The organism is Calothrix sp. PCC 6303, assembly GCF_000317435.1.
GTDB lineage: Bacteria > Cyanobacteriota > Cyanobacteriia > Cyanobacteriales > Nostocaceae > PCC-6303.
This window is the reverse complement of sequence record NC_019751.1, coordinates 2689603-2715149: the sequence shown is the minus strand read 5'-3', so window position 1 is coordinate 2715149 and position 25547 is coordinate 2689603. Positions and strand designations below refer to the sequence as shown.

General features: G+C 38.4%; 22 protein-coding genes. 11 read left to right on the top strand and 11 right to left on the bottom strand.

The window, feature by feature from the left end:
* Positions 1-136: 136 nt before the first annotated feature.
* Together CAL6303_RS11040 and CAL6303_RS11035 are read left to right on the top strand one after the other, a co-directional pair.
* Positions 137-2296, top strand: coding sequence for a tetratricopeptide repeat protein (locus tag CAL6303_RS11040; protein ID WP_015197932.1), 2160 nt, complete (start codon positions 137-139; stop codon positions 2294-2296).
* Positions 2297-2475: 179 nt separating this feature from the next.
* Positions 2476-2742, top strand: coding sequence for a hypothetical protein (locus CAL6303_RS11035; protein ID WP_041739418.1), 267 nt, complete (start codon positions 2476-2478; stop codon positions 2740-2742).
* Positions 2743-2845: 103 nt separating this feature from the next.
* Here the strand turns inward: CAL6303_RS11035 and CAL6303_RS11030 are convergent, their stop codons facing one another.
* From CAL6303_RS11030 to CAL6303_RS29880, 3 genes are all read right to left on the bottom strand, one after another.
* Complete coding sequence (locus CAL6303_RS11030; protein ID WP_015197931.1) at positions 2846-3070, bottom strand: type II toxin-antitoxin system HicA family toxin; 225 nt, start codon at positions 3068-3070, stop codon at positions 2846-2848.
* Positions 3067-3270, bottom strand: coding sequence for a type II toxin-antitoxin system HicB family antitoxin (locus CAL6303_RS11025; protein WP_015197930.1), 204 nt, complete (start codon positions 3268-3270; stop codon positions 3067-3069). Before CAL6303_RS11025 ends, CAL6303_RS11030 begins: the two co-directional genes overlap by 4 nt.
* A gap of 244 nt (positions 3271-3514) precedes the next feature.
* On the bottom strand, positions 3515-3781 hold the full coding sequence (locus CAL6303_RS29880) for a hypothetical protein (RefSeq protein WP_144051032.1): 267 nt from the start codon (positions 3779-3781) through the stop codon (positions 3515-3517).
* A gap of 111 nt (positions 3782-3892) precedes the next feature.
* Between CAL6303_RS29880 and CAL6303_RS11020 the strand changes: the two genes are divergently transcribed.
* The 3 genes from CAL6303_RS11020 to CAL6303_RS11010 all read left to right on the top strand — a co-directional run bounded on the left by CAL6303_RS11020 (position 3893) and on the right by CAL6303_RS11010 (position 6938).
* On the top strand, positions 3893-4243 hold the full coding sequence (locus tag CAL6303_RS11020; RefSeq protein ID WP_015197929.1) for a hypothetical protein: 351 nt from the start codon (positions 3893-3895) through the stop codon (positions 4241-4243).
* Positions 4147-6576, top strand: a complete 2430-nt coding sequence (locus tag CAL6303_RS11015; RefSeq protein ID WP_083866307.1) for a tetratricopeptide repeat protein — start codon at positions 4147-4149, stop codon at positions 6574-6576. The genes CAL6303_RS11020 and CAL6303_RS11015 overlap by 97 nt, the downstream gene beginning before the upstream one ends.
* Before the next feature lie 116 nt (positions 6577-6692).
* On the top strand, positions 6693-6938 hold the full coding sequence (locus tag CAL6303_RS11010; protein WP_015197927.1) for a hypothetical protein: 246 nt from the start codon (positions 6693-6695) through the stop codon (positions 6936-6938).
* A gap of 26 nt (positions 6939-6964) precedes the next feature.
* On the opposite strand, the gene CAL6303_RS11005 is transcribed toward CAL6303_RS11010, so the two are convergent.
* On the bottom strand, positions 6965-7330 hold the full coding sequence (locus CAL6303_RS11005; protein ID WP_015197926.1) for a hypothetical protein: 366 nt from the start codon (positions 7328-7330) through the stop codon (positions 6965-6967).
* 96 nt (positions 7331-7426) lie between these two features.
* Positions 7427-8839: a hypothetical protein gene (locus tag CAL6303_RS11000; RefSeq protein WP_015197925.1), complete on the bottom strand. Its 1413-nt coding sequence runs from the start codon at positions 8837-8839 to the stop codon at positions 7427-7429.
* A gap of 355 nt (positions 8840-9194) precedes the next feature.
* On the opposite strand from CAL6303_RS11000, the gene CAL6303_RS31430 reads away from it, so the two are divergent.
* Complete coding sequence (locus tag CAL6303_RS31430) at positions 9195-9323, top strand: hypothetical protein (protein WP_255348454.1); 129 nt, start codon at positions 9195-9197, stop codon at positions 9321-9323.
* A gap of 124 nt (positions 9324-9447) precedes the next feature.
* Here CAL6303_RS31430 and CAL6303_RS10990 read toward each other — a convergent pair whose 3' ends face one another.
* Positions 9448-11616: a S8 family peptidase gene (locus CAL6303_RS10990; protein WP_015197923.1), complete on the bottom strand. Its 2169-nt coding sequence runs from the start codon at positions 11614-11616 to the stop codon at positions 9448-9450.
* A 229-nt stretch (positions 11617-11845) separates the two neighbouring features.
* On the opposite strand from CAL6303_RS10990, the gene CAL6303_RS10985 reads away from it, so the two are divergent.
* Both CAL6303_RS10985 and CAL6303_RS10980 read left to right on the top strand, forming a co-directional pair.
* Entirely contained in the window at positions 11846-13246 is a 1401-nt protein-coding gene (locus CAL6303_RS10985; protein ID WP_015197922.1) for a hypothetical protein, read from the top strand.
* A 2-nt stretch (positions 13247-13248) separates the two neighbouring features.
* Positions 13249-14595: a DUF1822 family protein gene (locus tag CAL6303_RS10980; RefSeq protein WP_015197921.1), complete on the top strand. Its 1347-nt coding sequence runs from the start codon at positions 13249-13251 to the stop codon at positions 14593-14595.
* 151 nt (positions 14596-14746) lie between these two features.
* On the opposite strand, the gene CAL6303_RS10975 is transcribed toward CAL6303_RS10980, so the two are convergent.
* The 5 genes from CAL6303_RS10975 to CAL6303_RS10955 form a co-directional block, all read right to left on the bottom strand.
* Positions 14747-15175 (bottom strand): type II toxin-antitoxin system VapC family toxin, encoded by a 429-nt coding sequence (locus tag CAL6303_RS10975; RefSeq protein ID WP_015197920.1) that lies wholly within the window; start codon positions 15173-15175, stop codon positions 14747-14749.
* Complete coding sequence (locus CAL6303_RS10970) at positions 15172-15402, bottom strand: type II toxin-antitoxin system VapB family antitoxin (RefSeq protein WP_015197919.1); 231 nt, start codon at positions 15400-15402, stop codon at positions 15172-15174. Before CAL6303_RS10970 ends, CAL6303_RS10975 begins: the two co-directional genes overlap by 4 nt.
* 215 nt (positions 15403-15617) lie before the next feature.
* A complete protein-coding gene (locus CAL6303_RS10965) occupies positions 15618-15938 on the bottom strand; it encodes a hypothetical protein (RefSeq protein WP_015197918.1) in 321 nt (106 codons plus the stop codon).
* A 122-nt stretch (positions 15939-16060) separates the two neighbouring features.
* Complete coding sequence (locus CAL6303_RS10960) at positions 16061-16249, bottom strand: hypothetical protein (protein WP_041739413.1); 189 nt, start codon at positions 16247-16249, stop codon at positions 16061-16063.
* Between the two features lie 88 nt (positions 16250-16337).
* Complete coding sequence (locus tag CAL6303_RS10955; RefSeq protein WP_015197917.1) at positions 16338-16544, bottom strand: hypothetical protein; 207 nt, start codon at positions 16542-16544, stop codon at positions 16338-16340.
* 289 nt (positions 16545-16833) lie between these two features.
* Here CAL6303_RS10955 and CAL6303_RS10950 point away from each other — a divergent pair, with 289 nt between their 5' ends.
* The 3 genes from CAL6303_RS10950 to CAL6303_RS10940 all read left to right on the top strand — a co-directional run bounded on the left by CAL6303_RS10950 (position 16834) and on the right by CAL6303_RS10940 (position 25540).
* Positions 16834-22269 carry a tetratricopeptide repeat protein gene (locus CAL6303_RS10950; protein ID WP_015197916.1) on the top strand — a complete coding sequence of 1812 codons (5436 nt, stop codon included), beginning with the start codon at positions 16834-16836 and terminating at the stop codon, positions 22267-22269.
* A 72-nt stretch (positions 22270-22341) separates the two neighbouring features.
* A complete protein-coding gene (locus CAL6303_RS10945) occupies positions 22342-24876 on the top strand; it encodes a CHASE2 domain-containing protein (RefSeq protein WP_015197915.1) in 2535 nt (844 codons plus the stop codon).
* The gene (locus CAL6303_RS10940) at positions 24869-25540 is read left to right on the top strand and encodes a hypothetical protein (protein WP_015197914.1); all 672 of its coding nucleotides are present in this window, start codon (positions 24869-24871) and stop codon (positions 25538-25540) included. Before CAL6303_RS10945 ends, CAL6303_RS10940 begins: the two co-directional genes overlap by 8 nt.
* The last annotated feature ends 7 nt before the right edge of the window (positions 25541-25547 follow it).

The window sequence follows — 25547 nt, the reverse complement described above, 5'->3', positions numbered from 1 at the left end:
TTTAATGGTATCATTTATTTGTGTAATTAATTCTGCTTAAATACTTATTACCGAAGTTATAGTTATTCCGGAATCGATAATCATTTGATTGAAGTACCTTAAGTTATAGTGGAATTACTTAGGAACAGTATTAGCGATGCCTGACTCTGACGATTTATTAGCCATGATTGAGCGTATTCTCAGTCACCAGCATACTGAGGCAGATTTAGTATTGTTGCGTCAGGCAATTAGCGCAAGCTCCAGCCAAGGTACACTACAAATTGGCAAGTATAACGTTAATATCGGGGAAGGCAAGGATGTTCACATTGGTGACAAGGTTTACCACGGTGCGGATGCAGAAGCGATTCGAGAAATAATTAAAGAAATCCTACCCAGCCAAAAAGCTGCGACTGCGGTTAAGTACATTCCCTACACAGGTGTGCGTAATTTCGTTGGACGCAGCGACGAACTCGTCAAAATCCACGAAAAACTGTACCAACAACAAAATACAGTTGCGATTTCTGCGGTGTCGGGGATGGGTGGAATTGGTAAAACCGAGTTAGCGGTGAAATATGCGCGGGAACATGAAAATTATTATCCTGGAGGTATTTGTTGGTTTTCCGTCAGAGATAGAAATTTAGCCGCAGAAATTATCCAATTTACTCAACTTTATTTAAATTTAGAAGTTCCCCAAAAAGATGCTCGTGAAAATCCCCTCGATATTCATCAACAAGTAGCTTGGTGTTGGCAAAATTGGCAACCACCCGAAGGTTTGGTGTTGGTGGTTTTGGATGATGTAACTGATTTAAAAGATATCAAAGAGTTTTTACCAAAAACCAATAATCGCTTCCGTATATTAATCACAACCCGTCAACGTCGATTAGATATCAACTATGCTGAAATATCACTGGATGTACTATCACCAGAAGAAGCATTGTCATTATTGAAAGGTATTTTAGGGGAAAATGATAGACGGGTAGATAGGGAAATTGAAATAGCGAATAGTTTGTGTAAATGGCTCGGTTACTTACCTCTAGGCTTAGAATTAATTGGACGCTATTTAGTAGAAGATCCAGATTTGTCAATTACTGAGATGTTGCAAGCTTTGAGAGAGGAACGGCTCAAAAATGAAGCGATAAGTCCTTCTTTTGAAGACTTAGAAAATACAGAAATAACTGCAAAATTAGGAGTGAGAGATGCATTTAACTTAACCTGGGAAAAACTTGACCCAAAGACTAAGCGAGTTGGAGAATTGTTAAGTTTATTTTCTCCCGATGAAATCGCTTGGGAATATGTAGAATCTGTGAGCAAATCGCTGAGTTGGGAAAAGAAAGAAGTAAATGAAGCGAAAAAGCAACTTTATAAACGCCATTTAATTGAAAGGTTAGAAAGTGTGGAAGCTAATTATAAAATTCATCCATTAATTCGTGAGTTTTTACGAGATAAGTTAGGAGAATTAGAAGAAGTTAACGAATTTAAACAAGCATTTACCAGCACTTTTATGGAAATTGCTCAAACAATTCCCCAGTCACCCACTTTAGAATTTATCGATTCAGTCAAAACAGCCATTCCCCATTTAACAGAAGTTGCAGAAAACTTGCTCGATGCAGTCAGCGATGAAAATTTAATTTGGGCTTTTACTGGTTTAGCATGGTATTACAATGGACAGGGTTTATATGCATTAGCAGCACCTTGGTATCAAGGATGCGTATCCGCAGTAAGATTACGCTTGGGAGAAAATCATCCCCACGTTGCACAAAGTTTGAACAATTTAGCTTACCTCTACTCTTCCCAGGGAAGGTGCGAAGCAGCGGAACCACTTTACATCCAAGCTTTGGAGTTATATAAACAGCTACTGGGAGAAAATCATCCCGACGTTGCAACCAGTTTGAACAATTTAGCTGGACTCTACCGTTCCCAAGGAAGGTACGAAGCAGCGGAACCTCTTTACATCCAAGCTTTGGAGTTAAGAAAACAGCTACTGGGAGAAAATCATCCCGACGTTGCACAAAGTTTGAATAATTTAGCTTTACTCTACAATTCCCAGGGAAGGTACGAAGCAGCGGAACCACTTTACATCCAAGCTTTGGAGTTATATAAACAGCTACTGGGAGAAAATCATCCCAGTTATGCAACCAGTTTGAACAATTTAGCTTTACTCTACTGTTCCCAGGGAAGGTACGAAGCAGCAGAACCACTTTACATCCAAGCTTTGGAGATTGCAGAGCGGGTTTTGGATGTAAATCATCCCAATACGCTGACTTGTCGGGGAAACCTGGAATATTTACGCACACAGCAGCGAGAGAGTGGGGGGTGATTTTTAACTTCCGTCATTGCGAGTGTAGCGAAATGAAGCGATCGCGTTGACTCGTTGGTATTGAATATATTGGGATTGCTTCCTTACGTCGCAATGACAGAGGGGGTTTTTTACTGGGTTCGTTGGAGAGTGCGATCGCTTGTTGCTGAGAATGACGGTTTTTGGTGTTTTGGGTTGAGATGCGAAGCTTGCGCGACGAAAGTCGTTCGCTTATTACTGAGAATGACGGTTTTTGGTGTTTTGAATTGGAGTGCGTTAGCGTAGCTGAACGAAGTTCTAGCTTGCGCGACGTAATGCGATCGCTTGTTGCTGAGAATGACGATTTTAGCTACTTTGGGATGGAATGTGATCGCTTGTTGCTCGGAATGACGATTCTACCTGCTTTGAGATGGAGTGCGATCGCTTTTTGGTGGTTTGGGTTAGAGTGCGAAGCTTGCGCGACGTAAGTCGTTCGCTTGTGGTGACAGATAGCTTATTTTACTGGGTTTGTTGGAGAGTGCGAAGCTTGCGCGACGAGAGTCGTTCGCGGAGCTTAACGAAGTTATCGCTCTAATCAGTTTTCCACTCCAATTCTGGAATATCCGCACCAATCATAATATTACGCAAAGTTCCAATCGGTAAATCACGACCTTTATGATACGGTACAATTACTTGCAGTTGGCGATCGTCATTTCGCCATTTGCGATGACTACCTTTTTGAGAAATCAATTCAAACCCGTAACTCTGTAAAATTCTTTCCACCTCATCTGCACCCATCCGTCTGATACGTGTCATCCCACCATAACCTCACGGAAAATTGCACCTGGTGCGAGTTTAATTGAATCGGTTTCAAGATATAGTTGAATTGCTTCGCGGATATTCTCTAAAGCTTCTTCCTCAGTGTCTCCTGCGGAGGTACAACCAGGTAATTCAGGACACCAAACAGCCCATTCTCCTGTTTCTGGATCGGGTTCGAGAACTACTCGCCATTTCATATTCAATATGTGTCCTTTGGGCTTACAGTTATAGCTATTTATAAATACAATTATAGCTATAAATTATTGGTTTACTTATTGTTTATCCATATTCCCATTATAAATGCGAGAATTCGCTTAGGTTGATTTTGGGGTGATGAAAAATATTGCGTTAGCATACTCCGAAACGGAGGAGCAAGCTACGCTCAAGCGCGTTCCCGTATGGTAGCTTTCCGCAGGAATCGCTTCCTTACGAAGACGCAAGCTACGCAATGACAGAGAGAGTTTTTGAGTTTGGGGTGAAGTGTGGTTTACTGGGTTGGTTTGAAAGTGCGATCGCGCTAAGGAACCATAGGTTTATTGTTTGTTGGTGAGAATGACGGTTTTTGGTGGTTTGGGTTGTAATGCGAAGCTTGCGCGACGTAAGTCGTTCGCTTGTTGGTGAGAATGACGGTTTTTGGTGCTTTGGCTTGGAGTGCGATCGCTTGTTGCTGAACGAAGTTCTAGCTTGCACGACGTAATGCGATCGCACTAACCCTAAAAATAACTCTCACTACTGAATAAATTACAGACATCCAAAATCGATTATCATTTAATTGAATATACTTAATATATAGTAAAATTACTTAGAAAGAGTTTTGTAATGCCTGTCTCAGAAGATTTATTCGTTATTGTCGAGCGTATTATCAATCACCATGAGAGTGCTGAGGATTTGGAGACATTACGCCGATTAATTGGCACCAACTCCAGCCAGGAATCTCTACAAATTGGCAAATATGGGGTTAATGTCGGACAAGGGCAGGATATTCACATAGGTGACAAAATTTACCAAGGTACAGACGCGGAAACAATTCGAGAAATCATCGCTCCACTGATTCGAGAGTTACAACTTCGAGAATCAGTACCGAGTCAAAAAGCTGCAAATGCAGTCAAATATTCAAATATATACCCCATACAGGTGTCAGTCATTTTGTTGGACGCAGCAAAGAACTAACAAAAATTCATGAAAAACTACACCAACAAAACGCAGTTGTTATTTCTGCGGTTGCGGGAATGGGTGGAGTAGGGAAAACAGAATTGGTAATAAAATACGCTCTCGAACACGAAGCTGATTATCCCGGTGGAATTTGTTGGTTGAGTGCTAGAGATGCAAATTTAGCTGCGGGAATAATTCAATTTGTCCAACTTCACATGGGTTTAAAAGTTCCCCAAAAAGATTTTCATGAAAACCCCCTGACTCTAAATCAACAAGTCGGTTGGTGCTGGCAAAATTGGCAACCATTATTAGGTTTGGTGCTGGTTGTATTTGATGATGTGACAAATTTAGAAAATCTTTCGGAATTACTACCCACAAACAATCGTTTCCGTGTTTTAATGACAACCAGATTACGAAATCTCAATCCGAAAATAGAAGAAATTCCCCTCGATGTCCTGTCACCAAATGAATCTTTAGAATTCCTCATCAACTTAGTTGGAAAAAAGAAGGTAAATAAGGAATTAGCAACAGCCAAAGAATTAAGTCAATGGTTGGGATATTTACCTTTAGGTATAGAATTAGTGGGGCGACATTTAGTTAAAAAGCCTCCCCATTGGACTCTCGCTCAAATCTTGGAGCAATTGCAACAACAACGAATTCACTATCGTGCTACTATACCCCAAGAAAAAGTATTAAGTCCGGTACAGACTGCGGTTTTAGCGGCATTTGAACTCAGTTGGGTCGAACTTAATCCCACAACACAAAAAATTGCCGTACTATTAAGCCTATTTGCAGGAGATATTTTTGTGTGGAAATGGGTAGAATCCACAGCTAAATTATTGAATTGGCATCAAGCGGATGTGGAATTAGCAATCGAACAACTTTATCAACGCCATTTAGTACAATGTGTAGAAGAAAAAAATACTTGTTATTACAAAATACATCCTTTAATTCGAGAATTCTTACAAATTAAATCGATTGAAATATCGGAAAATAGTGAATTAAAACAAGCATTCAGTAGTACATTTGTGGAAATTGCTCGCTCGATTCCCTATCCTCTCACATTAAACATCATCAATTCTGTCAAAAATGCCATTCCCCATCTCACAGAAGTCGCGGAAAATCTCATTGATGCGGTTGGTAATGAAAATTTATATTGGACTTTTACTGGTTTAGCTAGATTTTATGGAGAGCAAGGATTATACGGACTCGCAGAAACTTGGTACCAACGATGTGTATCTGCGATTAAATCTCGTTTGGGAGAAAAACATCCCGACTTTGCTGGAAGCTTGAACAATTTAGCCAGAATTTATATATCCCAAGGTAAATATGAAACAGCAGAATCTCTGTGTCTAGAAGCATTAGAATTAAGAAAACAGCTATTAGGAGAAAATCATCCTTACTTTGCCACCAGCTTAAGTAGTTTAGCCGAACTTTATAAATCCCAAGGTAAATACGAAGCCGCAGAGCCTCTATTTATCCAAGTATTAGATTTACTAAAAAAGCAAAATCATCCTTGTTTTGCTGCTAGCTTGAGCAGTTTAGCAGGACTTTATAAATCACAAGGCAAATATGAATTAGCAGAAATACTTTACTTGAAAGTATTAGACTTAGAAAAACATCAATGGGATAGAAACGATCGAAATGTTGTTGCCAGCTTAGATAGTTTAGCTGAACTATATCGTTCTCAAGAAAGATATACTGAAGCCGAACCCATTTATATTGAATCATTAGAATTAGGAAGGCGTTTACTTGGGGAACAACATCCCATTAATGCAATAGTGCTAAATAACCTAGCATTACTGAAATATGACCAAGGATATTATGAAGAAGCGGAGAAATTTGCGCTACAATCTTTAGAATTAGATAAATTACTTTTAGGCGAAGAACATCCAGATTTCGCAACAGATATTCATAATTTAGCCTTAATATATCGTGCCCAGAATCGTTATCGAGAAGCCGAAGAATTATTTTTAAAATCTTTAGAAATCAAGACAAATACTCTTGTTAAAGGACACCCTCTGATTGCAGATACAATTTATGCACTTGGTTTCATGTATAGATTACAAGAACGTTACATTGAAGCCGAACCTTTATGTTTGAGAGCTTTAGAACTAGACAAATATATTTGGGGAGAAAATCACCTCAATGTTGTGCGAAGTTTGGATAATTTAGCCGAACTCTACTGCCAACTACAAAGGTATGAGGAAGCAGAATTTCTATATCAACAAGCTTTAGGAATTATCGATCGCATTTTAGAACCTAATCATCCTAAAACAATCGCAATTCGGGAAAAGCTGGAAAGTTTACGCACACAGCAGCAAGAAAATCAGAATAGACATCAGAATTAAGAAATTCTTTGATATTTCTTAATGGGCTTGATTTTTGGCTCTGAGGATGTAAGATAATAAATCTGTGTTTTCATCGATATACAAGTTAAATCTTATCCATAATTTTAAATTCAGATATGACACTAATCAAAAAATCGGAACAACAACTTCTGCTTAAAATCAAAAAGATAGAAGATGAAGAACAAAATATTCAACCGGATGCTAAGGATATCTCAGAGGTGAGAGAAGAGCAAACACAAGTAAATATAGAATCTAACTATATTCCAGCGCGGGATAACCCCATAGTTCAATCTATCGGGAACTCAGGGTGGCAAATTTCCGATATTTGGAGGGATATTCGAGTTGATAATTTCTCTGATTGAGGAAAATAAATACTCGTATAGGTTTATTAGTTTAAATATTGCTGCAATGTAAAAATTAAATGAAAACATCGCAGTAAAATTTCCACTGAATAATGGTAGGGTTTCCCATAGAACCATCCTTCCACGGTTCGTTCATGATACCCAGTTAATGTCGATAAAGTTGTCAGACAAGCTTTCATGTACCCCGTCGGATTTCGTTCTCCATCGCAAGGCAATTCGATTCCAGGATGGATAACTGGTATCCAAATTAAGCACCATTCTTGTGGTGTCATGGGTTCGAGCAGTGTGAAAAATATCTGTTGATTATTGGGGTTATACTGCGATCGCAGTATAAACTTTGCAAACCAGCGAGGGATTTTCTTGATATGAATCTCTTTTTCTCGACATTGCATTTTCAATTTCTTTGGTTAGCTTGTTTTCGCCATGTCAAACTGATCACCATTTTGAATCAACAGCAAAATTCGACATAAATCTAATTTGATGTAAATCTAAAATGTGATTTCCTGCTGTTGGTAACTTGGGGAAGATTGTTTCAAGTCGGCAATAAAAGCGGCTATCGCACTAATCCCCGTAGACAACATCCCACTAGCAGCACGATAACCCCGACGACTCCAACCAGACCATCCGAATCTTTCCCCTATCTCCCCAAACTCCGCTAAAACTGCATCAGATGCCGAGCGTTGGCGATAGCCACTCCCTTCAGGAGTATCGCTCGTTTGAATTTGAGCCAATTCTTGCTGCTGCGATCGCACCAAGTTTTGTAACCGTTCGACTTCGGACATCAACGGTTGGATAGTTTTCTCCAACTCCGAGTTAACCGCCTTTGCCGCTTGATTGTTAAAGGTATTGCCCCAATTGTTTGCACTGGAGTTTTCAAGGGCTTTTTCTAACTCAGCCACTCGCTGTTCGAGTTGTTGGTTTCTGGTTTGCAATACATGGAGCGATCGCACTTCCAAATCTTTGCTTGCTAATTGCTCGATTAATTTGTGTTTGGCTTGTTCTAGTGCGTTCGCATATTCTTGAGCAGCTTGAATTTCTCGTTTTGCTGCTTGTAATGCTGCGTCTCGAATTTCTACAAACCGTCCCTGTTCAGACTCAGCTTTTTCGCGCTCCCTTTGCGCTAAAGCATCTGTTATCTTCTGTTCGACCTGGGCATCTGTAAAAAGCTCTTTGGAAGCTGGCTTGGTAACAGACTGTTGAGCTTCTAGCTGTATTTGGTGGGTCTTGAGTAGGTGTTTTATCTCCATACCTTGAGAGACCGTGTGGTCAAGCAATACCCAGAAATCGTCCTCCCGTTTGGACATGATTATCCCGCTATGTCCATTCCAACCCGTATTTTCTTCCTTAACGACAATTCGCATTCCTCGAGCTAATTCCGGAGTTGGTACAGATGGAGTTCGGCTTATTTCTTCGCTTGATGCTTGTTTTTCCTCTTTCTCTCTCGCTCTTTCACTCCCACCCTCATGCTTAACCTGTGCTGCGGTCTTTTTGCCCTCAAGCACCAATTCCTTGACCAAATCGTGGCTGACTTTGGTTAACTGTCGCAGCGCAGAAACGCTCCAATTTTGGACATTTTGACGGATTAGTTTTTGCGATCGCACTGGCAATTTATCGAACCAAGCGTAAATATCCATCGCAGAGGAGGCAATATAACGAGATGCCCCAAAATCAGGACTGGCAAGCCATTCAGAGAACACTTTTTTACCATTGGGGCAAAATGCAAGGCAGTCGAAGTAGAAATCTTGGAGCGATCGCCCTATCTCAATTAAGCCATCGAAGGTCTGGCGAACAAAACCAAAGAAGTTGCCAAGAGTGGATTTAGCCTTGGCTTGCAAGTCTGGTTTGGTAAAGCGATCGTAATCGAAGCTGTACGCTAGTGAAAAAGGAGCAGTTGCGTTCATAATAAAGATGTCCCTTTTATACTTGGGCAACCAAACCCTCCGAGCTAGATTGCGAGTCAGAGCGGGGGGTTTTGGCTATTAATTTAAAAATATCCCGATAATCTTTCTTATTCCTGTACCTGACAGATGTAGGAAAAATTATTTGTAGCTTACAATTCAATTATATCATGTACCATACATTAAATACAAAAGGGATGAAGGTAATCTAGATAATTTAAATTTCAAATGTGATAATGATGGTGTTGAAATTTTTGGGGAAAGATATTTATTTGTGTCAGGGAATGAAGATGATTTAGTAGCCTATCGCCTGGAATTGCCGGATGAGCTAAGAACGCAGTTCAAGGGAATGACTGCTATGAACGGAACAAATATGAAGGATGCCTTGATTCACTTTATTGAGTGGTATGTAGGAAAACGGCAACAACCACCCATCAATAAGCTGGTTAATCAAGAAGTTAGTCAGTGGATCGAGAAAGAACCTTAGTAAACTCAAAGACAATGAAAATAGGTCGCATCAGGTATGTAAAAAGGGGTTTCTCGCAAGAAATCCCTTTTTAGTAAATATAAATTGGAGTATGAAAAATAAAAGCGATCGCCGTAGGTACTCCCTATCTCTTCCTGACACTCTCCACCGCAGCATCAGCATTTACCAAACCCTTCCCGAAGAAATACTCCTGTGCTGACACGGGTTTTGCCTTCGCAAAAATCCCTGAAGGGCGAGAAATTGGAGCATCTATAACAGTGCCAAAACCCACTTCCTTCTGCAATCGATACCGATTCACATCAGAAGAAGAAAGATTTAACCCATCATAGGTAGCAGTCTTCTTCAAAATCGACACCATCTCCTCCCGACTCAAACGCCGTTTGGGGTCTTCCCCCTTCATTAATGCCACCACTCCCGATACAATGGGAGCCGAGAAGGAAGTACCTTGTACTTGAACATACTTACCAACAGGGTCTAAAGCCACACCCCAAGAATTATCAGGTACAGAAATACCTTGCCAAAAACCATCCAACCAAGTACCACCTGTAGTTAAAATCCCTCCACTCATGCCATTTTGGATTTCTCCCCCAGGTGCAACCAAATCCAGCCCCCCACCGTAACTACTGTAGAAGGTGCGATTACCAGTCATATTTGTGGCACCAACCGATAGAACCCCAGGAATCCCAGCAGGGAAGGCAACACCATCTAAGTTTTCATTCCCCGCAGAAGCAATAATTACTAAATTGCGATTATTATCCAACACATCGAAAATTTGCTCAGTTAACCCCTCATCTGGAAGCAAACCCCCCAAACTCATATTAATCACATCAACATTTCGACTCGCAGCATAACCAATTGCTTCCCCTAAAGAAGCAGAATTAATCGCACCACCCAAGGCAAATACCCGTACTGGTAAAATTTGGGTATTGGGTGCAACTCCCAGAACACCAGCCTTATCTGGGGAATTTGCAGCAATTACCCCCGCAGACCAAGTACCATGAAACTCGCTACTAATTTGATTGCGAATCAGATTCCGAATTTGGTGAGCAATTTCACCGGGGGAAGCTTTGGGATTACGTTTTTTGAATACATCAGCAAACTGTTGATATTTCTTTAATAATTGGTCGCTAGGTAATTTAAAAGTATTTTGCCATTCTGCTTGTATCTGTGATAATTCCTGAGAACTTAACCGTGTGTCTGCATCACCTTGTCCACTACTAGAAAAGTCCCAACCATATTCTTCACCAGGTAACTTATCGGGATGATTTCCAGATTTATAGATATTCTTCACCAAATCGGGATGGTCCCATTGAATCAAACTATCAATCACCGCTACCACAGTTCCCCGTCCACCATTGCTGTGTTTCCATGCTTCTGTAGCACGGACATCGGTACGGGCTAAAAGTTGACCGCGTTTGGGTGTGCTATTTAAGTGCCACTGTAAAGGTAGTAATTTTGCGGATACAGGAGTATCTTTTGGTTGAGGCAACTGTGCCAATTGCTGTTCCAAACGTTGAGCAGCATTTGGCGTTTCTGGTAAATTAGCTAGATTCGCCAATAGTTGCGATTGTTGGTAGGATGTGGCTTGGATGAAATTGGGTGTAGCAGATTGTACACCTGTTACTTGCGCTAATTGATTCGCTAGGTTTAAAATCTCTGTCCCGGATACAGATTTGGAACGCACTAGGTAGCGATTTTTACTAAATCTCAAGGGACGAACAACTTCCAAATTATGGCGCAATAATACCATTTGCCTTTGACTTTCAGACATATCCCGGTCAAAAGCGATCGCAATCTCGTTTGGTAGGACAATAACTTGCTCTGATTCTTTCTCCTTGGATGCTTCACCCGATTTGCGGGTTAAAATAGGTAGGGTTTCTTTAACGTAAGACTGGTTTTGAATCCTTTGTTGAATGGAATTTAGGGAACTACGAGAACCAGTAGGTAAATTTACAAGAGCAATATTATCCCCCAAAGGTTTGACATCAATATCAAAGCCATTTCCACTGCTAACACTGCGAGAATTACCACCACCACGTCTTAAATCCTGCTGTAACTGCAAGTATAGAGGTTGAGTAGAGCGAGAGGAGCGACTATTAGTCGTTGGTTTAAAACTAACAGCAACGCGATCGCGTTTGAGATTCAGAGGTATTTTTTGACCGTAAAATGTATAAAATAGTTCGTCTGCCGTTTGTGCTTGTGCGAGTTCCCGGTATTGATGAGGGATAAGGGGGAGACTTGTAGAAGTGAGGAAACAACCAGCTAAAACCAGACTTGAGAGAAGACGTTTCATAATTGTGACGCTCGTTAAATTTGCTGGTTAGGTGTATTTCTGGGGTTTATGAGGATATGCCATTTTCAGAAATTGCATAAGGTCAATTTCCTCAGAATTATAAAAAGATGAGTATGAAAAATAGTTGTCAAATCAGGTACTCAGTATGAAATGTATCAAGATCGAACTTCTTGCGTATGGGAGCATTGGCTATGTGACAATCAACAGTAATATTTAAACAAAAATACTTATGGGTAATGCTTCAAGGTATTGGAAATTGGTGAGAATTGATGGGGGAGGGAACCGGAAAATTCTGGAAATCCCTACTGCTAGGTCATTTTTCACGCAATTATTTGGTGAATTAACTGATGATGCACCGGATGGAGATATTCAACGTCAGTTGATGGATTTGTATCGAGATAGTTCTGGGGAAAGCACTTTGCTTGCGGAACGTTGTTTACTTTGCTTTATCTCTGGAATTTTAGAACAGGGATGTTTGAAATTAACCAGGAGATTTGGTGAGAAGTATAATTTTCATTGCAATGAGTTGTTACCTTTTGTCCTAGAGGATGATGGGAAGTTATTACCAGCAATTAACTACCAATGTTTTTCTCGACAAATTCTCCAGAGTTTTGATGCAACCCAAGGTAGTTTGACTACTTGGGCAAGTATCAAGGTAAAACAGCATCCAGAATTAAACCATTTTCTTTTGGAACGTGGTGTTTATCTAATTAGCAATTGGGCAATTCTCAATGATACTCAACCTCAACAATTGCAGCGTATTCTCAAGGATTTTCATACTCTGGGTGAATTAGAAATTCAGGAGGCACAATATCTTTTGCAGGGGTATCATACTATTTACCGGGTTCAAAGATTAGAAAATATTAGAAATAAGATTAGGAGTAAATGTATTGAGCCAACTTATCAACAATTAGAAGATATTGCGATATATATCAAAAATCAAACAGGGAGATTATTTGATAATGAAACTGTGAGAGTCAAGTTGACAAAGCTAGCAAATCAATTACGTGAATATCGAATTTATGTGAGGGGTGGTTCTTTACCAATAGATTCTCTAGATGCAAGTTTTACAGATAAGTCTAATTCATTATTAGATAATGTATCTGCTCCTGCTAGTGAAAACAGCGAAATCAGCGATGAACAATCTGAATTTCTAGACTTTTATCGCCATCAAATTCAGGTGAGTTTGCAATCAGCTTTAACTAAAGTGACAGAATCAAGAGTCAAAAAATTAAAAAAAAAAGGTGATAAAGCCAGAATATTTTTAACTGCTCTGGAGTTATCTCAATGTCAGAAGTTAGCAATGAATGAAATTGCTGAACAATTAGGAATGAGAGCGCAATATACGGTGACAAAATTATTGAAATTAAAGGAATTACGAACGGATGTACAACAAGAAATGTTGATAATTTTAAAAGATTCGGTAAAGGAACAAGCAAAAAAGTATGCTGGTGTGGAAGCATTGAATAAACTAGATGAACAGCTAACAATTTTTCTGTCATCAGAAATTAGCAAAATTATTGAAAATGCCGAATCCCAGTCTAGAACGGCGAAGAATTATTTAAAAACTGATATTTTTGCACAACGTTTATGTGAATACCTTGATATGAGAAAACAAGTGAATAATTAATTATGAATCACCTTACAAGTAATATTTTACCCATGTCTTACCTTGACTTCGACGATTTACCAACCTCAGCGATTATTTTATCAGATGATGATATTGACCGAGCCGCAGTCAGGAGCGATCGCATTCCCAATCGGTTGAAGCAATGGCAAGTGTATCTCAATTGTTTGGCTTTATCTGCTTTTGAAACCTGGCTAGATGAAAGGGCAGAATCTTTAACAATTAATTCAGATAAATGTACAATTTTACAACCTGCTTTAGCAAATTTTATTAATGGTGTTGCTAATTTACAAGTTGGTGAATTTAAGGTTTGTTTGATTGCTACTGGTAGTCTCAATGATGAAATGGTGAGTTTACCAAGAGTCATAATTGATTTACCTGAGTTTATCCCCCATTTTTATGTGTTAGTGGAGGTGTTAGAAGAACGCCAAAGTGCGAATGTTTATGCTTTTTTATCCTATCAAGAATTGCTAGAGAGGCAAAATTTAACTTCTTTACAATCAGATAGCAATTATCAACTACCAATATCATGTTTTGATAATAATTCAGACCGTTTATTGTTATATTTACGTTGTTTAGAAGTATCAGCAATCTCCTTACCTGCAATTCCTACAAACCGTGCGGAGATTTTAGCAAGGGTACAAAATCAATTACTTGAATTATTACCTGAATTGAAATCTTCTGAACGGGAATTGTCCGATATTTTAACTTGGGAACAAGCAACTGCTGTATTTACGAATCCAGAATTACTGAATTGGGTTTATACTTTACAGCAAGAAAATCATCCTCCTGCAAATACCTTTTTACGGGATTTGATCAAATTGATTACCCAACCAGCGGTTAACGCTGGACGTTGGTTAGGGAATGAGTTAGATGAGTTAGCACAAGGACTTTCTTGGGTACTTTTACCAAGTTTTGTGCCAGCTTCGGGAATGCGTCCAATGCGTAGTCCAGAGGAAGAATTTGAGGTAATTGCTACCCAATTACGACAGAGAGGTTTGGAAATTCCCATCCAAGCAAGGGGTGCGTATCAGGATATATTGTTAGCTGGGATTCCTTTGCGGATGTATGCGGTAACTTGGCATTTGCTAGGAGAATCTGAGCAACGGGAGTGGAGTTTATTGTTAATTTTAGGCGCTCCTGCTTTGAGTAGTTTACCTGCTGATATTAAACTTAGGGTTAGCGACCAAACTGGTATTTTAGATGAGTTGGGATTAAATGCAGAAAGTGAAGATGCTTATATATTTACCCGTGTGGTGGGTAATTGGGATGAGAAGTTTCTGGTAAGTGTGAGTTTGATGGATGGGGTTGAGGTGACTTTACCACCGTTTGCTTTTGATTTGGGGAGGTAAGCTAATGATCAGCCTCAACAGATTAACTAAGTAGGTGGGTAGAAAAAATTATCGTTGTGGTCAGGGAGTAGTGAGTAGTGAGTAGTGAGTAGGGGTAAGGCTTTGAGATGAATTTACATTCTGTTACATAGTTCCGTTTATTTCCGCCTACTTACAATAGACTGTAAGGATTCATAATTTTAACTGGTGTCAGTTGAAAATCATCAACATTGCGGGTAACTAAAGTTAATTTATGATGATGTGCTGTTGCGGCAATCAGACTATCCATTACAGCTAATTTTTTACCTTTCAATTCTGAATAAGCCGAAAATTTAGCCCAATTATCTAAAATATCATCGTTTATCGGTAAAATATGAGAAGAAAATTCAATTTCTACTTTTTGCAGCCAGATTTTTAGTTTTTGATATCGTTCAGGTTGTGAGTCTTGGATTTTGTAAATTCCTTTTTTTATTTCGGCGATGGTAATACTACTTAAAAACAGTTGTTCAATCAGTTGCTGATTAAACCATTGACTAACTTGGGGGTTGGGAGCTTTTTTAACAAACTCAGACATTACACAGGTGTCTATTAGATAAGTCATAGTTCAAAATTCCTGCCTGTGTCTCTATCACGTTCAAACAACGAGGCGATATCATCTTCGGCAGATTCGTCATCTATAAAACGTAGTCGCTCAAACAAAGGCAGTTCTTTTTTTTGCTGCTGCAAGTAATTGGATAATATTTTAATTACTGCTTCCTGTGGATTTTCATAGTGACTGACCGCGATAATTTCATTAATTAGTTCATCATCTATTGTGATAATAGTCATCGCTTTGTCCTCGCTTGTGTTAAATAAACTAGTTTCCCTATGCTAACTTTAATGGAAATTTCCCACAGACTGGCAATACTCAAGAAACGCTGATTATTTTCATCCTCAATCAATTGTCTTGTGCGTTAGCGAAGCTCGCCGCAGGCATCGCTCAAATTGAGATTCCCTTCGATAAACCACAGAAATGCGTGGGTATCAAGCAACAATCTCATCTTCTAAATTGGGTCATCTTTACCAATCCCCAATTCCTTAAGTTTGATTTTCACATCTTCCCACTCAGTACCGCAATAGTAATATTGTTTATCCAAGATATTGGCAATGTAGTAACCCTGCTTACCTCCATTGATGCGGAAAAGCGCGATCGCAACTTTTTTCATCGATGTCCCAAATGCTGCAAATTCGTCTTCGGGGGATAAATTTGGAGCATTAAATAAGTTTAAAAATGGTTCACCATGTTTAAAAGCCCAACCATTACCTCTGCGCTGAATAATTTGATAATACACAGGACAAACGACTGTGGTGCTAGAATCTGCCATAATTAAATCAGTTTTAATTTTGAGTAAAGCCCCTAGCAGGCTACTAGGGGCTACTAACTATATGTTAGTTGTTGATGTTGTTTTGCTCACCTGGTTCATCAGCGATGTCTTCCAGGTCTTGCTCAACCCTTCTGGTTCGCCAGTTCGACGGGACGGAAACCGACACCGCCGACTGGACTCACTGTTTCTGAGTCAACGAGGTAGGTTTCTCCCGATACTTCATCTCGCTTTTTCCAAACACCTTGGAAAAGACGGATAAAGATTTTAACTGGATTCCAGAAACCTCGATGACCGTTACCGTTTTGATTCAATAAATCACCTCCTTAATTCGGTAAATGGGGACACAATTGTCCCCAAATTTATTTTAAATTGCTTTTACACCACTTTTTGTGAATAAATTTAGCTATTTTTAGATATTACAGATGATTTATTGCTGAGAATTAAGATAATTTCTCCGTTAGCGATCGCATCCAATAATTGTCCGGTGGAGCCTTCATCATCATAGACATAGCCTATATTATGGGCGATTTCCTTTAACTTGTCTCCCGTCCCTTGGGCTACTCGTGCATGGAGATTGGTGCGATCAAGTTTCTTTCTTCCTGCCATAAGTGTCAACTATGAAATCACAAAAGTGGTTTACATTTATAGGATAGCAAAAGGTATTCATGTTGTGATGCAGGGAATACGAGAAACTTTTTTGACATTTCTTCACAATATCTTTACATTGCACATAGCCATCAGTGTTTGTACGGTATGTCACCTCAAGGTATCGTAACTATGCTGAGGTTTATTTTTAAGTTTTGCGTAAATTTTGGCATAACCTGGTTTGCCCTCAGAAATACAAGAAATTGAACAAGCAATGCGATCGCATGTAGCGATAAAAGAGGAGTAACCAATGTCTAACCGATTGAAGAGTTTTGCTTTAGCTAGTTTGGTGTTTTCACTGACTTGTGGTGTTGGTTTGGCAGCGAGTGATGTGGTAGTCAAGCATACATTGGCACAAACTGCGGCTAGTTCAGATGGGAAAGCGGAAGCTGATAAGTTGTTTCAGGATGGGGTGCAGCAGTTTCGTCGTGGGGAATATCCTAAAGCGTTGCAGACTTATCAACGGGTGTTGGAGATTCGGCGAAAATTGGGGGATAAAGCGGGAATTGGGCAAACGCTGAATAATATAGGGCAGGTTTATAACGGGTTGCAGCAAAACGACAAAGCATTGGAAATTCTACAACAAGCTTTGACAGTTCGTAGGGAAATTAAAGATCGTGCTGGAGAGGGAGAAACCCTAGATATTCTAGGTGTGGTTTACCTGATTCTGGAAAAAGACGAAAAATCGCTCGAAACTTTACAACAAGCCTTAGCAATTCGCCGTGAGGTAAAAGATAGAAATGGGGAAGCAGCGACTCTTAGTAAAATGGGATTTACTTATGTTTTCTTGAAAAAGCAAGAACAAGGTTTAAAACTTTTACAGGAAGCATTAGCGCTACACCAAGAACTAAAAGACAAGTTTCAAGAAGGATTGACCTTATTTAGAATAGCGCAAGTTTATTGGAATGCAGATGATTATCCTCGCGCTTTGGAATGGTACAACAAGTCACTAGCAGTAAACCGAGAGGTAGGAAACCGTGCTGTTGAGGGTAGAAGTTTACAGCAGATAGGAACAATGTATTTTAAGCTAGAGAAATACGAGCAAGCAATTCAGTATTATCAACAAGCTTTACCTTTAATTCGAGAAGCAGGAATTAGCCCAGCAGAAGAAAGTATTATAGCGTCAACAGGAGATGCTTTTAACAATCTCAAACAATACGATCGGAATATAGTTTTTTATCAGGAAGAATTAGCTAATGCTAAAAAATCAAATAATAAGCACTTGCAAGGTAATATTTTTAAATGGATAGGAAGTACTTACTTTAAGCAAGAAAACTATGACCGTGCTTTAGAGTTTTTTCAGCAAGCATTGCCATTTGCGGCGGAAGTAAAAGATAAGGATTTTAAAGCTAATATTATTGCGGCAATTGGAGATTGTTTTTTCAGAAAAAAGCAACATCAACAAGCAATTGAGTTTTATCAACAAGCAGTTATGGCTGCTAGAGAAGCAGGTGACACTAATTTTGAAGGTATAGTTATTAATCAAATAGGAATTTCTTACTTTCTCCAGAAGAAGTATGACTCAGCTTTAAAATTTTATCAACAAGCACTGCCTATTGCCAGAGAAATTAGCAATAAATCACTAGAAGCACAGATTCTCGACAGCATTGGTGATAGTTACTTAAATTTACAGCAGTATGACCAAGCTATAGCAGCTTACCAACAAGCTTTACCAGTTGCCCAAGAAGCAAAAAATCAGGGACTCACAGCAAATATACTCATTGGTATTGGGTCGGCTTATAGCTTCCAAGATAATAAAGAAAAATCCATAGAATACTATCAACAAGCATTAAAGATACAAAGAGAAATCAAAGATAAGCCCGCTATTTTAAAAAGTCTATTATTAGTATCTTCACACTATGGTTCAAAAGCTGTTAATTTCTACACCAGAGGCTTAATTGCTCAAGCGAAAGCAGGATTGCCACGTCGTATTGAGTTTGCAGAGGAAGCCTTAAACCTTGCTAAAGAACTCAAGCAAGAAGCCGAAGAAGCCACATGTTTATATGCATTAGGTCAAAGCTACTTAATTTTGGGAGATAATCAGAAGGCGCTAGAATTCTCACAGCAAGCTGTCAAAATTGCACGAGATATAAAAGATAGGGAACTGGAAAATAGTGCCCTCAATAACCTTGCTCAAATTTATGCTTCTCAGGGTAATACTATCAAAAAAATTGAAGTTTTAGAGAGACAAGTTGCGATTAAAAGAGAACAAAAGGACTTATTAGGTTTAGCTTATGCACTAGTTACCCTTGCTTCTGATTATGCAATTGCAGGTAAACATCAACAACAACTTGAAACCAATCAGGAAGCTTTAGCGATAGCACAGAAAATTGAAATTAGTAAACTACCTTCATATCTACAAGAGAATGCCCAAGAAGTGCAACTCTTTGCTATAGATGGATTAAGTAGTAGTTACGAGAATATGGGACAACTTGATAAAGCATTAGAGTTTGCTAATCAACAGCTAAAAACAGCCCAAAGCTTCGGCAAACTAAAGTTTGAAGCAGCAGCACTACTGAATTTAGCTGCTTTATATAGCAATTCTTTTAGAGATAAGCTCAAAAGCATTGATGCTGCACAAAAAGCCTTAAAAATTGCACGACAAATTCAAGAACCAAGAATAGAAGCACAGGCACTACAACAATTAGGCGATAATTATAATGAGCTTGGTGATTTTAGTAATGCTCTAGAAGCAGCACAGCAATTATTAAATATTGCCAAACGTTTAGAAAACCCTCGTCTAGAGCGTGATGCTTTAGTAATTTTTGTAAATGTTTATCATGATCAGGGTGAATTTCAAAAAGCTCTATCTACAGCACAGCAAGTTGTAGCTATCACACAGCAAAAGAATCTTGGATCTGAAGTAACTGCTTTAGGTGCATTAAGTGAAAGTTACTTATCCGTAGGAGATACATCTAAAGCTGTAGAAGCAGCCCAACAAATATTAACTATAGCTAAACAACAAAACAATCCCAATTATGAAATACTTGGTTTAATGTATATGGGCAAGTCCCATAAACTGCGCGGAGAGTATCAACAGGGTGTTACTGCTCTAGAAAAAGCTTTGGAAATAACACCTAACAATAAGTTTTTTGCAGGAGAAATAGCGGCAGTTGGTGAACTTGCGACTCTCTATGAAGCATTAGGAGAATATCAAAAACTTATTGCATTAGCAGAGCCACGTTTGCCACAAGTAAAGCAACTGAAAAACCCTCCTGTTGAAGCAGGTATACTGATTGTTTTAGGCTACTCTTACAGCAGTATTGGTGAATATCAAAAAGGTACAGAACTTGTTGAACAAGGTTTAGCAATTGCACGGGAGCTTAAAAATCCTGCTCTTGAATCAATGGGGCTAGCGAAATTAGGCAGTATTTATAACTCTCGCAATGATTATCAAAAAGCCTTGGAATTAACACAACAAAGTTTGAAAATTGCTCAAGACATTAAAAGTCCACCTTTAATGTTAGAACCTCAAGCAACTCTAGGAGACATTTATCATAATTTAGGAGACTACACAAGAAGCCAGGAGTATTACCAACAAGTATTGACGATAGCTCAACAACTCAAAAATAGACGAATTGAAGGTACTGCTTTATTAATTCTCAGTCAAATTAATTTTAGGCAGAATGAATCGCAAAAATCTGTAGACTTAGCCCAAAAGGCATTAAAAATATTTCAGGAAATTAAAGAACCTCGGTTAGAAGCACTTGCTAATTCAATAGTGAGTATTGGTTACGCTGATTTAGAAAATGAGCAAAAAGCTATAGAGTCAGCAAAAATATATTTAGCGTTTGCTAGGCAAGTAAAAAATACAGCTTGGGAAAAAACTGGATTAGCTTTAATTGGACACATACATCGCAAGTTTGGTAGAACAGAACAAGCAATAGTTGCTTATCAACAAGCTTTAGCAATTAAAACAGAGAATCAAGTCAAAGGTGCAGACGCAGGTATTTATGCTGGATTAGCACAGGTTTATCAGAATTTAAATCAACCTAATGTTGCTATTACATTCTATAAAAAATCTGTGAATAGACTTGAAGAAATTCGTAGCGGTATCGAAGGTTTACCCAAGGAATTACAAAACTCATTCTTAAATTCAACATTTGATTTCGATAAAGTCAAAGTTTCAGATATTTATCGTCAACTGGCAGAGTTATTAATTAAGCAGGGAAAAGATAAAGAAGCGTTATACGTGCAAGATTTATTAAGAAGACAGGAAATTAGTGAGTCTACAAATACTCGAAGTGATTCTACTGAAAAACCACAAATTCCCCTCACGGAAACAGAAAGGAAAGTTCCAGCCTTAAACGATTCTATTATCGCTTTGGGATATCAAATTACTGAATGTAAACCAACAAATAGTCAAAAATGTAGCCAATTAACACAGAAGCGAAGTGAGGTAATTACACAATATATACAGCAGTTGGAAGGGCTTAATAAGTTAATAAGTGATAACCGTCATAAAGATGATATTTTCTTTGACCCTACAATCTTAGGAAAAATTGGAGAAATCGTTGAAGCTAGTCCCAACACTGTAATGATTTATCCATTAGTGGGAGAACGAGAATTACATATACAGTTGTATGGCAAAAAAGGTGTCGTAAAAACAGTTACTGTTCCGGTTGGGCGTGTAGAATTAGGAAATGCAGTAAAAGAATTTCGCAGTTTGATGGAAAAATGTGAAAAATTAGCTTACTGCGGTGGTGAAGATATTACTAAGGTAAAAGCAGCAAGTAAAAAGCTTTATGGCTGGCTTATTAAACCAATAGAAAAAGAATTAAACGCTAACCCTGTAGAAAATTTGGTTTTTGCTTTGGATAGGGTGACACGTTATATTCCCACAAGTGCATTATTTGATGGAAATCAATACCTGATCGAAAAATATTCTATTTATGTTGCACCTTCCGCAGATTTAACAAATACGACTAAACCGTCGCCATCCCTAAGCACTGGAGATACGAATATATTAGGAATGGGACTCTCTGATTCTGTACCTCAAAATGGTATAATACCTGCTTTTAATGGCTTAAAGAGTGTACCCAAAGAATTAGATTTTATTGTCAAAGAACAAAATGATTCTAGCGATCAACAAGGCATTTATAATGGAAAAACTTTCTTAAACTCTCAATTTAATTTCTCTATAATGCAAAATAATCTGAAAGATAACAATGTTTTGCATTTGGCGACTCATGGTGTATTTGACCCTAATAGTTCACAACAATCTTACATACTTTTAGGGGATAAAACTTTATTGAATCCAATTCGGATTCAAACTTTGGTTGATTTAAAATATATCCATCTTGTTGTACTTTCTGCTTGTCAAACAGCACTTTCTAGTCCTAATCAAGAAGGTATAGAGATTAATGCTTTTGCTAATTATTTTTTGAAAAGAGGTGCGAAATCAGTAATGGCTTCTCTGTGGAAGGTGGATGACCCCAGTACGGCTAAACTAATGCAAGATTTTTATAAAAACTTAGCTACTGGCAAAATGACAAAATCTCAAGCATTGCGTCAAGCACAATTAAGTATGCTCAAAGGTAATAATTATACGGTAGAAAATGGTGATAAACGTGGTGCTTATGTAGACAGAGAAGAAGAAGCATTACCCAGAAATGAGCAGCGAAAAAGTAGCTACTCTCACCCCTACTACTGGGCACCATTTATTTTAATTGGTAACGGTTTATAAACAACATCAGAGATGTAATTAATTGCATCTCTCCTTACTAATAAATAACGCACTACCAATCAGCAACCACAAATGAGCAACTTTTATCTCAAAGTTCAACACATCGAAAAACTTTGTTTATTTCAACTCTCTTGGGGAAAAGGACAGCAGCTAAATGTGACAATTCCCTATCCTCAAAATATCACCATATTCTATCAAGATTGGCAACGTTCCTATCTAAATTATTACAAAAATTACAAAGCACAATCAGTACGTGGTCGGATAGCAGATAGTGGTGTTCTTGCTACTCCTCCGACTGATTGGCACGGAAAATTAGTTCAAGCTGAAGCTAAATTTTTGTTGGAATTTCATAAATGGTTGCGTTGTGGAGAATTATATGAAATTCGTATGGCTTTGGCTAATGTAGCAGTAGAAAAAGAAAAGATAGAACCCTCTTCTCAATTTCCAGAAGTCACAAATCTTTTTGTTACTTGTAACACCATAGATTTAGAACGCTTTCCTTGGGAATCGTGGGAAATTGGTACAGAATTTGCACTTTCTTCTGGCAAAGTTCGCATTGTTCGTACACCAATAAATATTCATCAAGGATTTGCACAGAAAAATCATCGACTTACTCGTAAAGTGAGAGTATTAGCAATTTTAGGAGATGAAACTGGCTTGGATTTTCAAGCTGAGAAGGAAGCAATGCGTCAATTTAAAAATATAATTGATGTCAAATTTGTCGGATTGCAGTCAGAAGCAAGTATTCCAGATTTAAAAACTAAAATTAAAGAGGCTCTTACCTCAGAATCAGGCTGGGATATCTTGTTTTTTGCTGGACACAGTAATGAAAATAATATCACAGGAGGAGAAATTAGTATTGCTAAAAACGCCACTTTATCCATTAGTGAAATTGCACCATTCTTAAGTATTGCAATAAAGCGTGGTTTACAATTTGCAATTTTCAACTCCTGCAATGGTTTGAATATTGCTAACTCTCTTATTGACTTGGGTTTAAGTCAAGTTGCTGTGATGCGTGAACCAGTTCATAATGCGGTAGCAGGAGAATTTTTACTACACTTTTTACAAGCTTTAGCGGAATTTAAAGATGTTCACGAAGCTTTATTGTTATCCTCACAATATCTAAAAACAGAGAAAAATCTGACATATCCCAGTGCTTATTTAATCCCTTCTTTATTTCGTCATCCCGAAGCACCTTTATTTAAGGTTGAACCATTTGGAATTAAACAAAGGCTCCAAAAAATTATTCCTGCTCGCAAAGAAGCGATCGCACTTACAGCTTTATTATTAATTAGCTTACAAATTTCTATCCAAAATCACTTATTAGGACACAGATTATGGGTACAAGCTCTCTATCGTCAACTCACAGGAAAGTTTTACCAGCAAGAGGTTCCTCCCGTATTACTCATAAAAATAGACGACGAATCAATTAAAAAATCTAAAGGCAAAATTAGTAATCCTAGACCGATGAACCGCGAATATATCGCAAGTTTAGTCAATCAACTAACAGATAGAAATGCAAAAATAATCGGTATTGACTTTGTATTAGATCGACACCAACCAGCAAACGATAAAATCTTAGCTCAAGCAATCAAAAAAGGGGTTAATACATCACCTAATCCAACTTGGTTTATATTCGCAGGAGAAGAATCTAATGCTGGAGTTTGGCAAACTGTGATACCAGATATTGCTAGCTCAAATTGGAGTTTAGATGGTGAAATAGAAATATTATTGTGTCATAATGTACAGCGTAGACCTTGTTATTTGACACTGTTACCATCATCGGGGAATAATTCAAAACCTTTCCCTTTTGCAGGTATATTAGCTTTATCGCATCAATTACAATCTTTTATCGATTATTCTAGGAAAGATAGTAAAAATAATTTCCAAATTCCCCAACCGAAACTAGATAGTCAAAGCAATTTTTGGCAGCAGTTAAATAATTATCTGAACCAGAATAAACAGAATACCCTAGAGAATAATATTTTGAATTCACCTCGTTCTCGGTTGCAACCAATCACCTATTATAGTGCTATCATTGCCCAAACTTGGCTGCATCCGATTATTGATTTTTCCATCCCTCCCAATCAAATATATGAATCCGTCCCTGCGTGGAAATTGTTAGAGCAAGATAGTAAAAATCTACCCTTAGCGAACCTACAAAAACAAGTAGTTATTATCGCACCAGGGGGATATGATGAAGCGGGAATGTCGATGGATAAAGAAGATAATTTTGATGTACCACCAGCACTAGATTTTTGGCGACTGCAACAGGGAAACAATAGCAAAATCATACCTGGTGGAGAAGTTCATGCATATATGGTGCATCATTTTCTCACGCAGAGATTGGTTATACCTATTCCCGATGTTTGGATATTGGGGATTGCTGTCTTGATGGGGAAATATCTCTACTTTTTATTACGCAAACATCCCCGGTATCGTTGGCAATGGTTGATGTTACTTTCTTTACTAACGGTCGTTTATGGAATTATTAGTTTGGAAATATATATATCATCCCTAGCAATTCTCTTACCTTGCTTTTTACCATCTGCTACTGTTTGGACATATTTCACATCAGCTTTTTTACGGAGAAAAAATCATGAATAATTACAAATTTATTTTATCTAGCTTATTGATATCTGCGATGACTGCTACATTTATCCCCGTTTTCCCAAATCAAGTATCCCATGCAGAAAAGCGTCCAGCACAACCGTCTTTTTCTTGGTTGAATATTTTTAGGATAAAATCTCCACATAGAAGGGGTAGAGGTGGATCGCGTCCAACCATAAATGGTGTTTGTATTGCTGCACCAGATCGTGGTGAGATAATTTGGAGCGATCGCCCGTTTATAATTTGGCAGGGGAATCTTAGAAAAGTCGGACTTTCCCAGGGTATTCCCAATGCGAGTGCAACTGACAATATCCAAACAGGACAACTTTATGCGAATTATACGGGTAAACCATTGTTTCCCGGTCAACAATACAATTGGTCAGTAGCAATTGAGAACTCTTGGACAGGAAATATCCGCTTTAAAATCATGGAACCCCAGCAAAGACAGCGCATAACCAATTATTTACAGCAATTGGAGCAGCAAGAAAAAGCTAAGGGAACAAGCGCTGAGGGGATAGCGTTTGCAAAAGCGAAGTATTTTTTAGAACAAGAAACGCCATTATGGTCAGATGCTTTGCAGCAAGCTTATTCAGTGGAGAAGCCTTCACCGGATTTAGTCAAAATGCGGGAAGAGATTGTGAAAGATTTGTGTGATTCTTGATGCATCT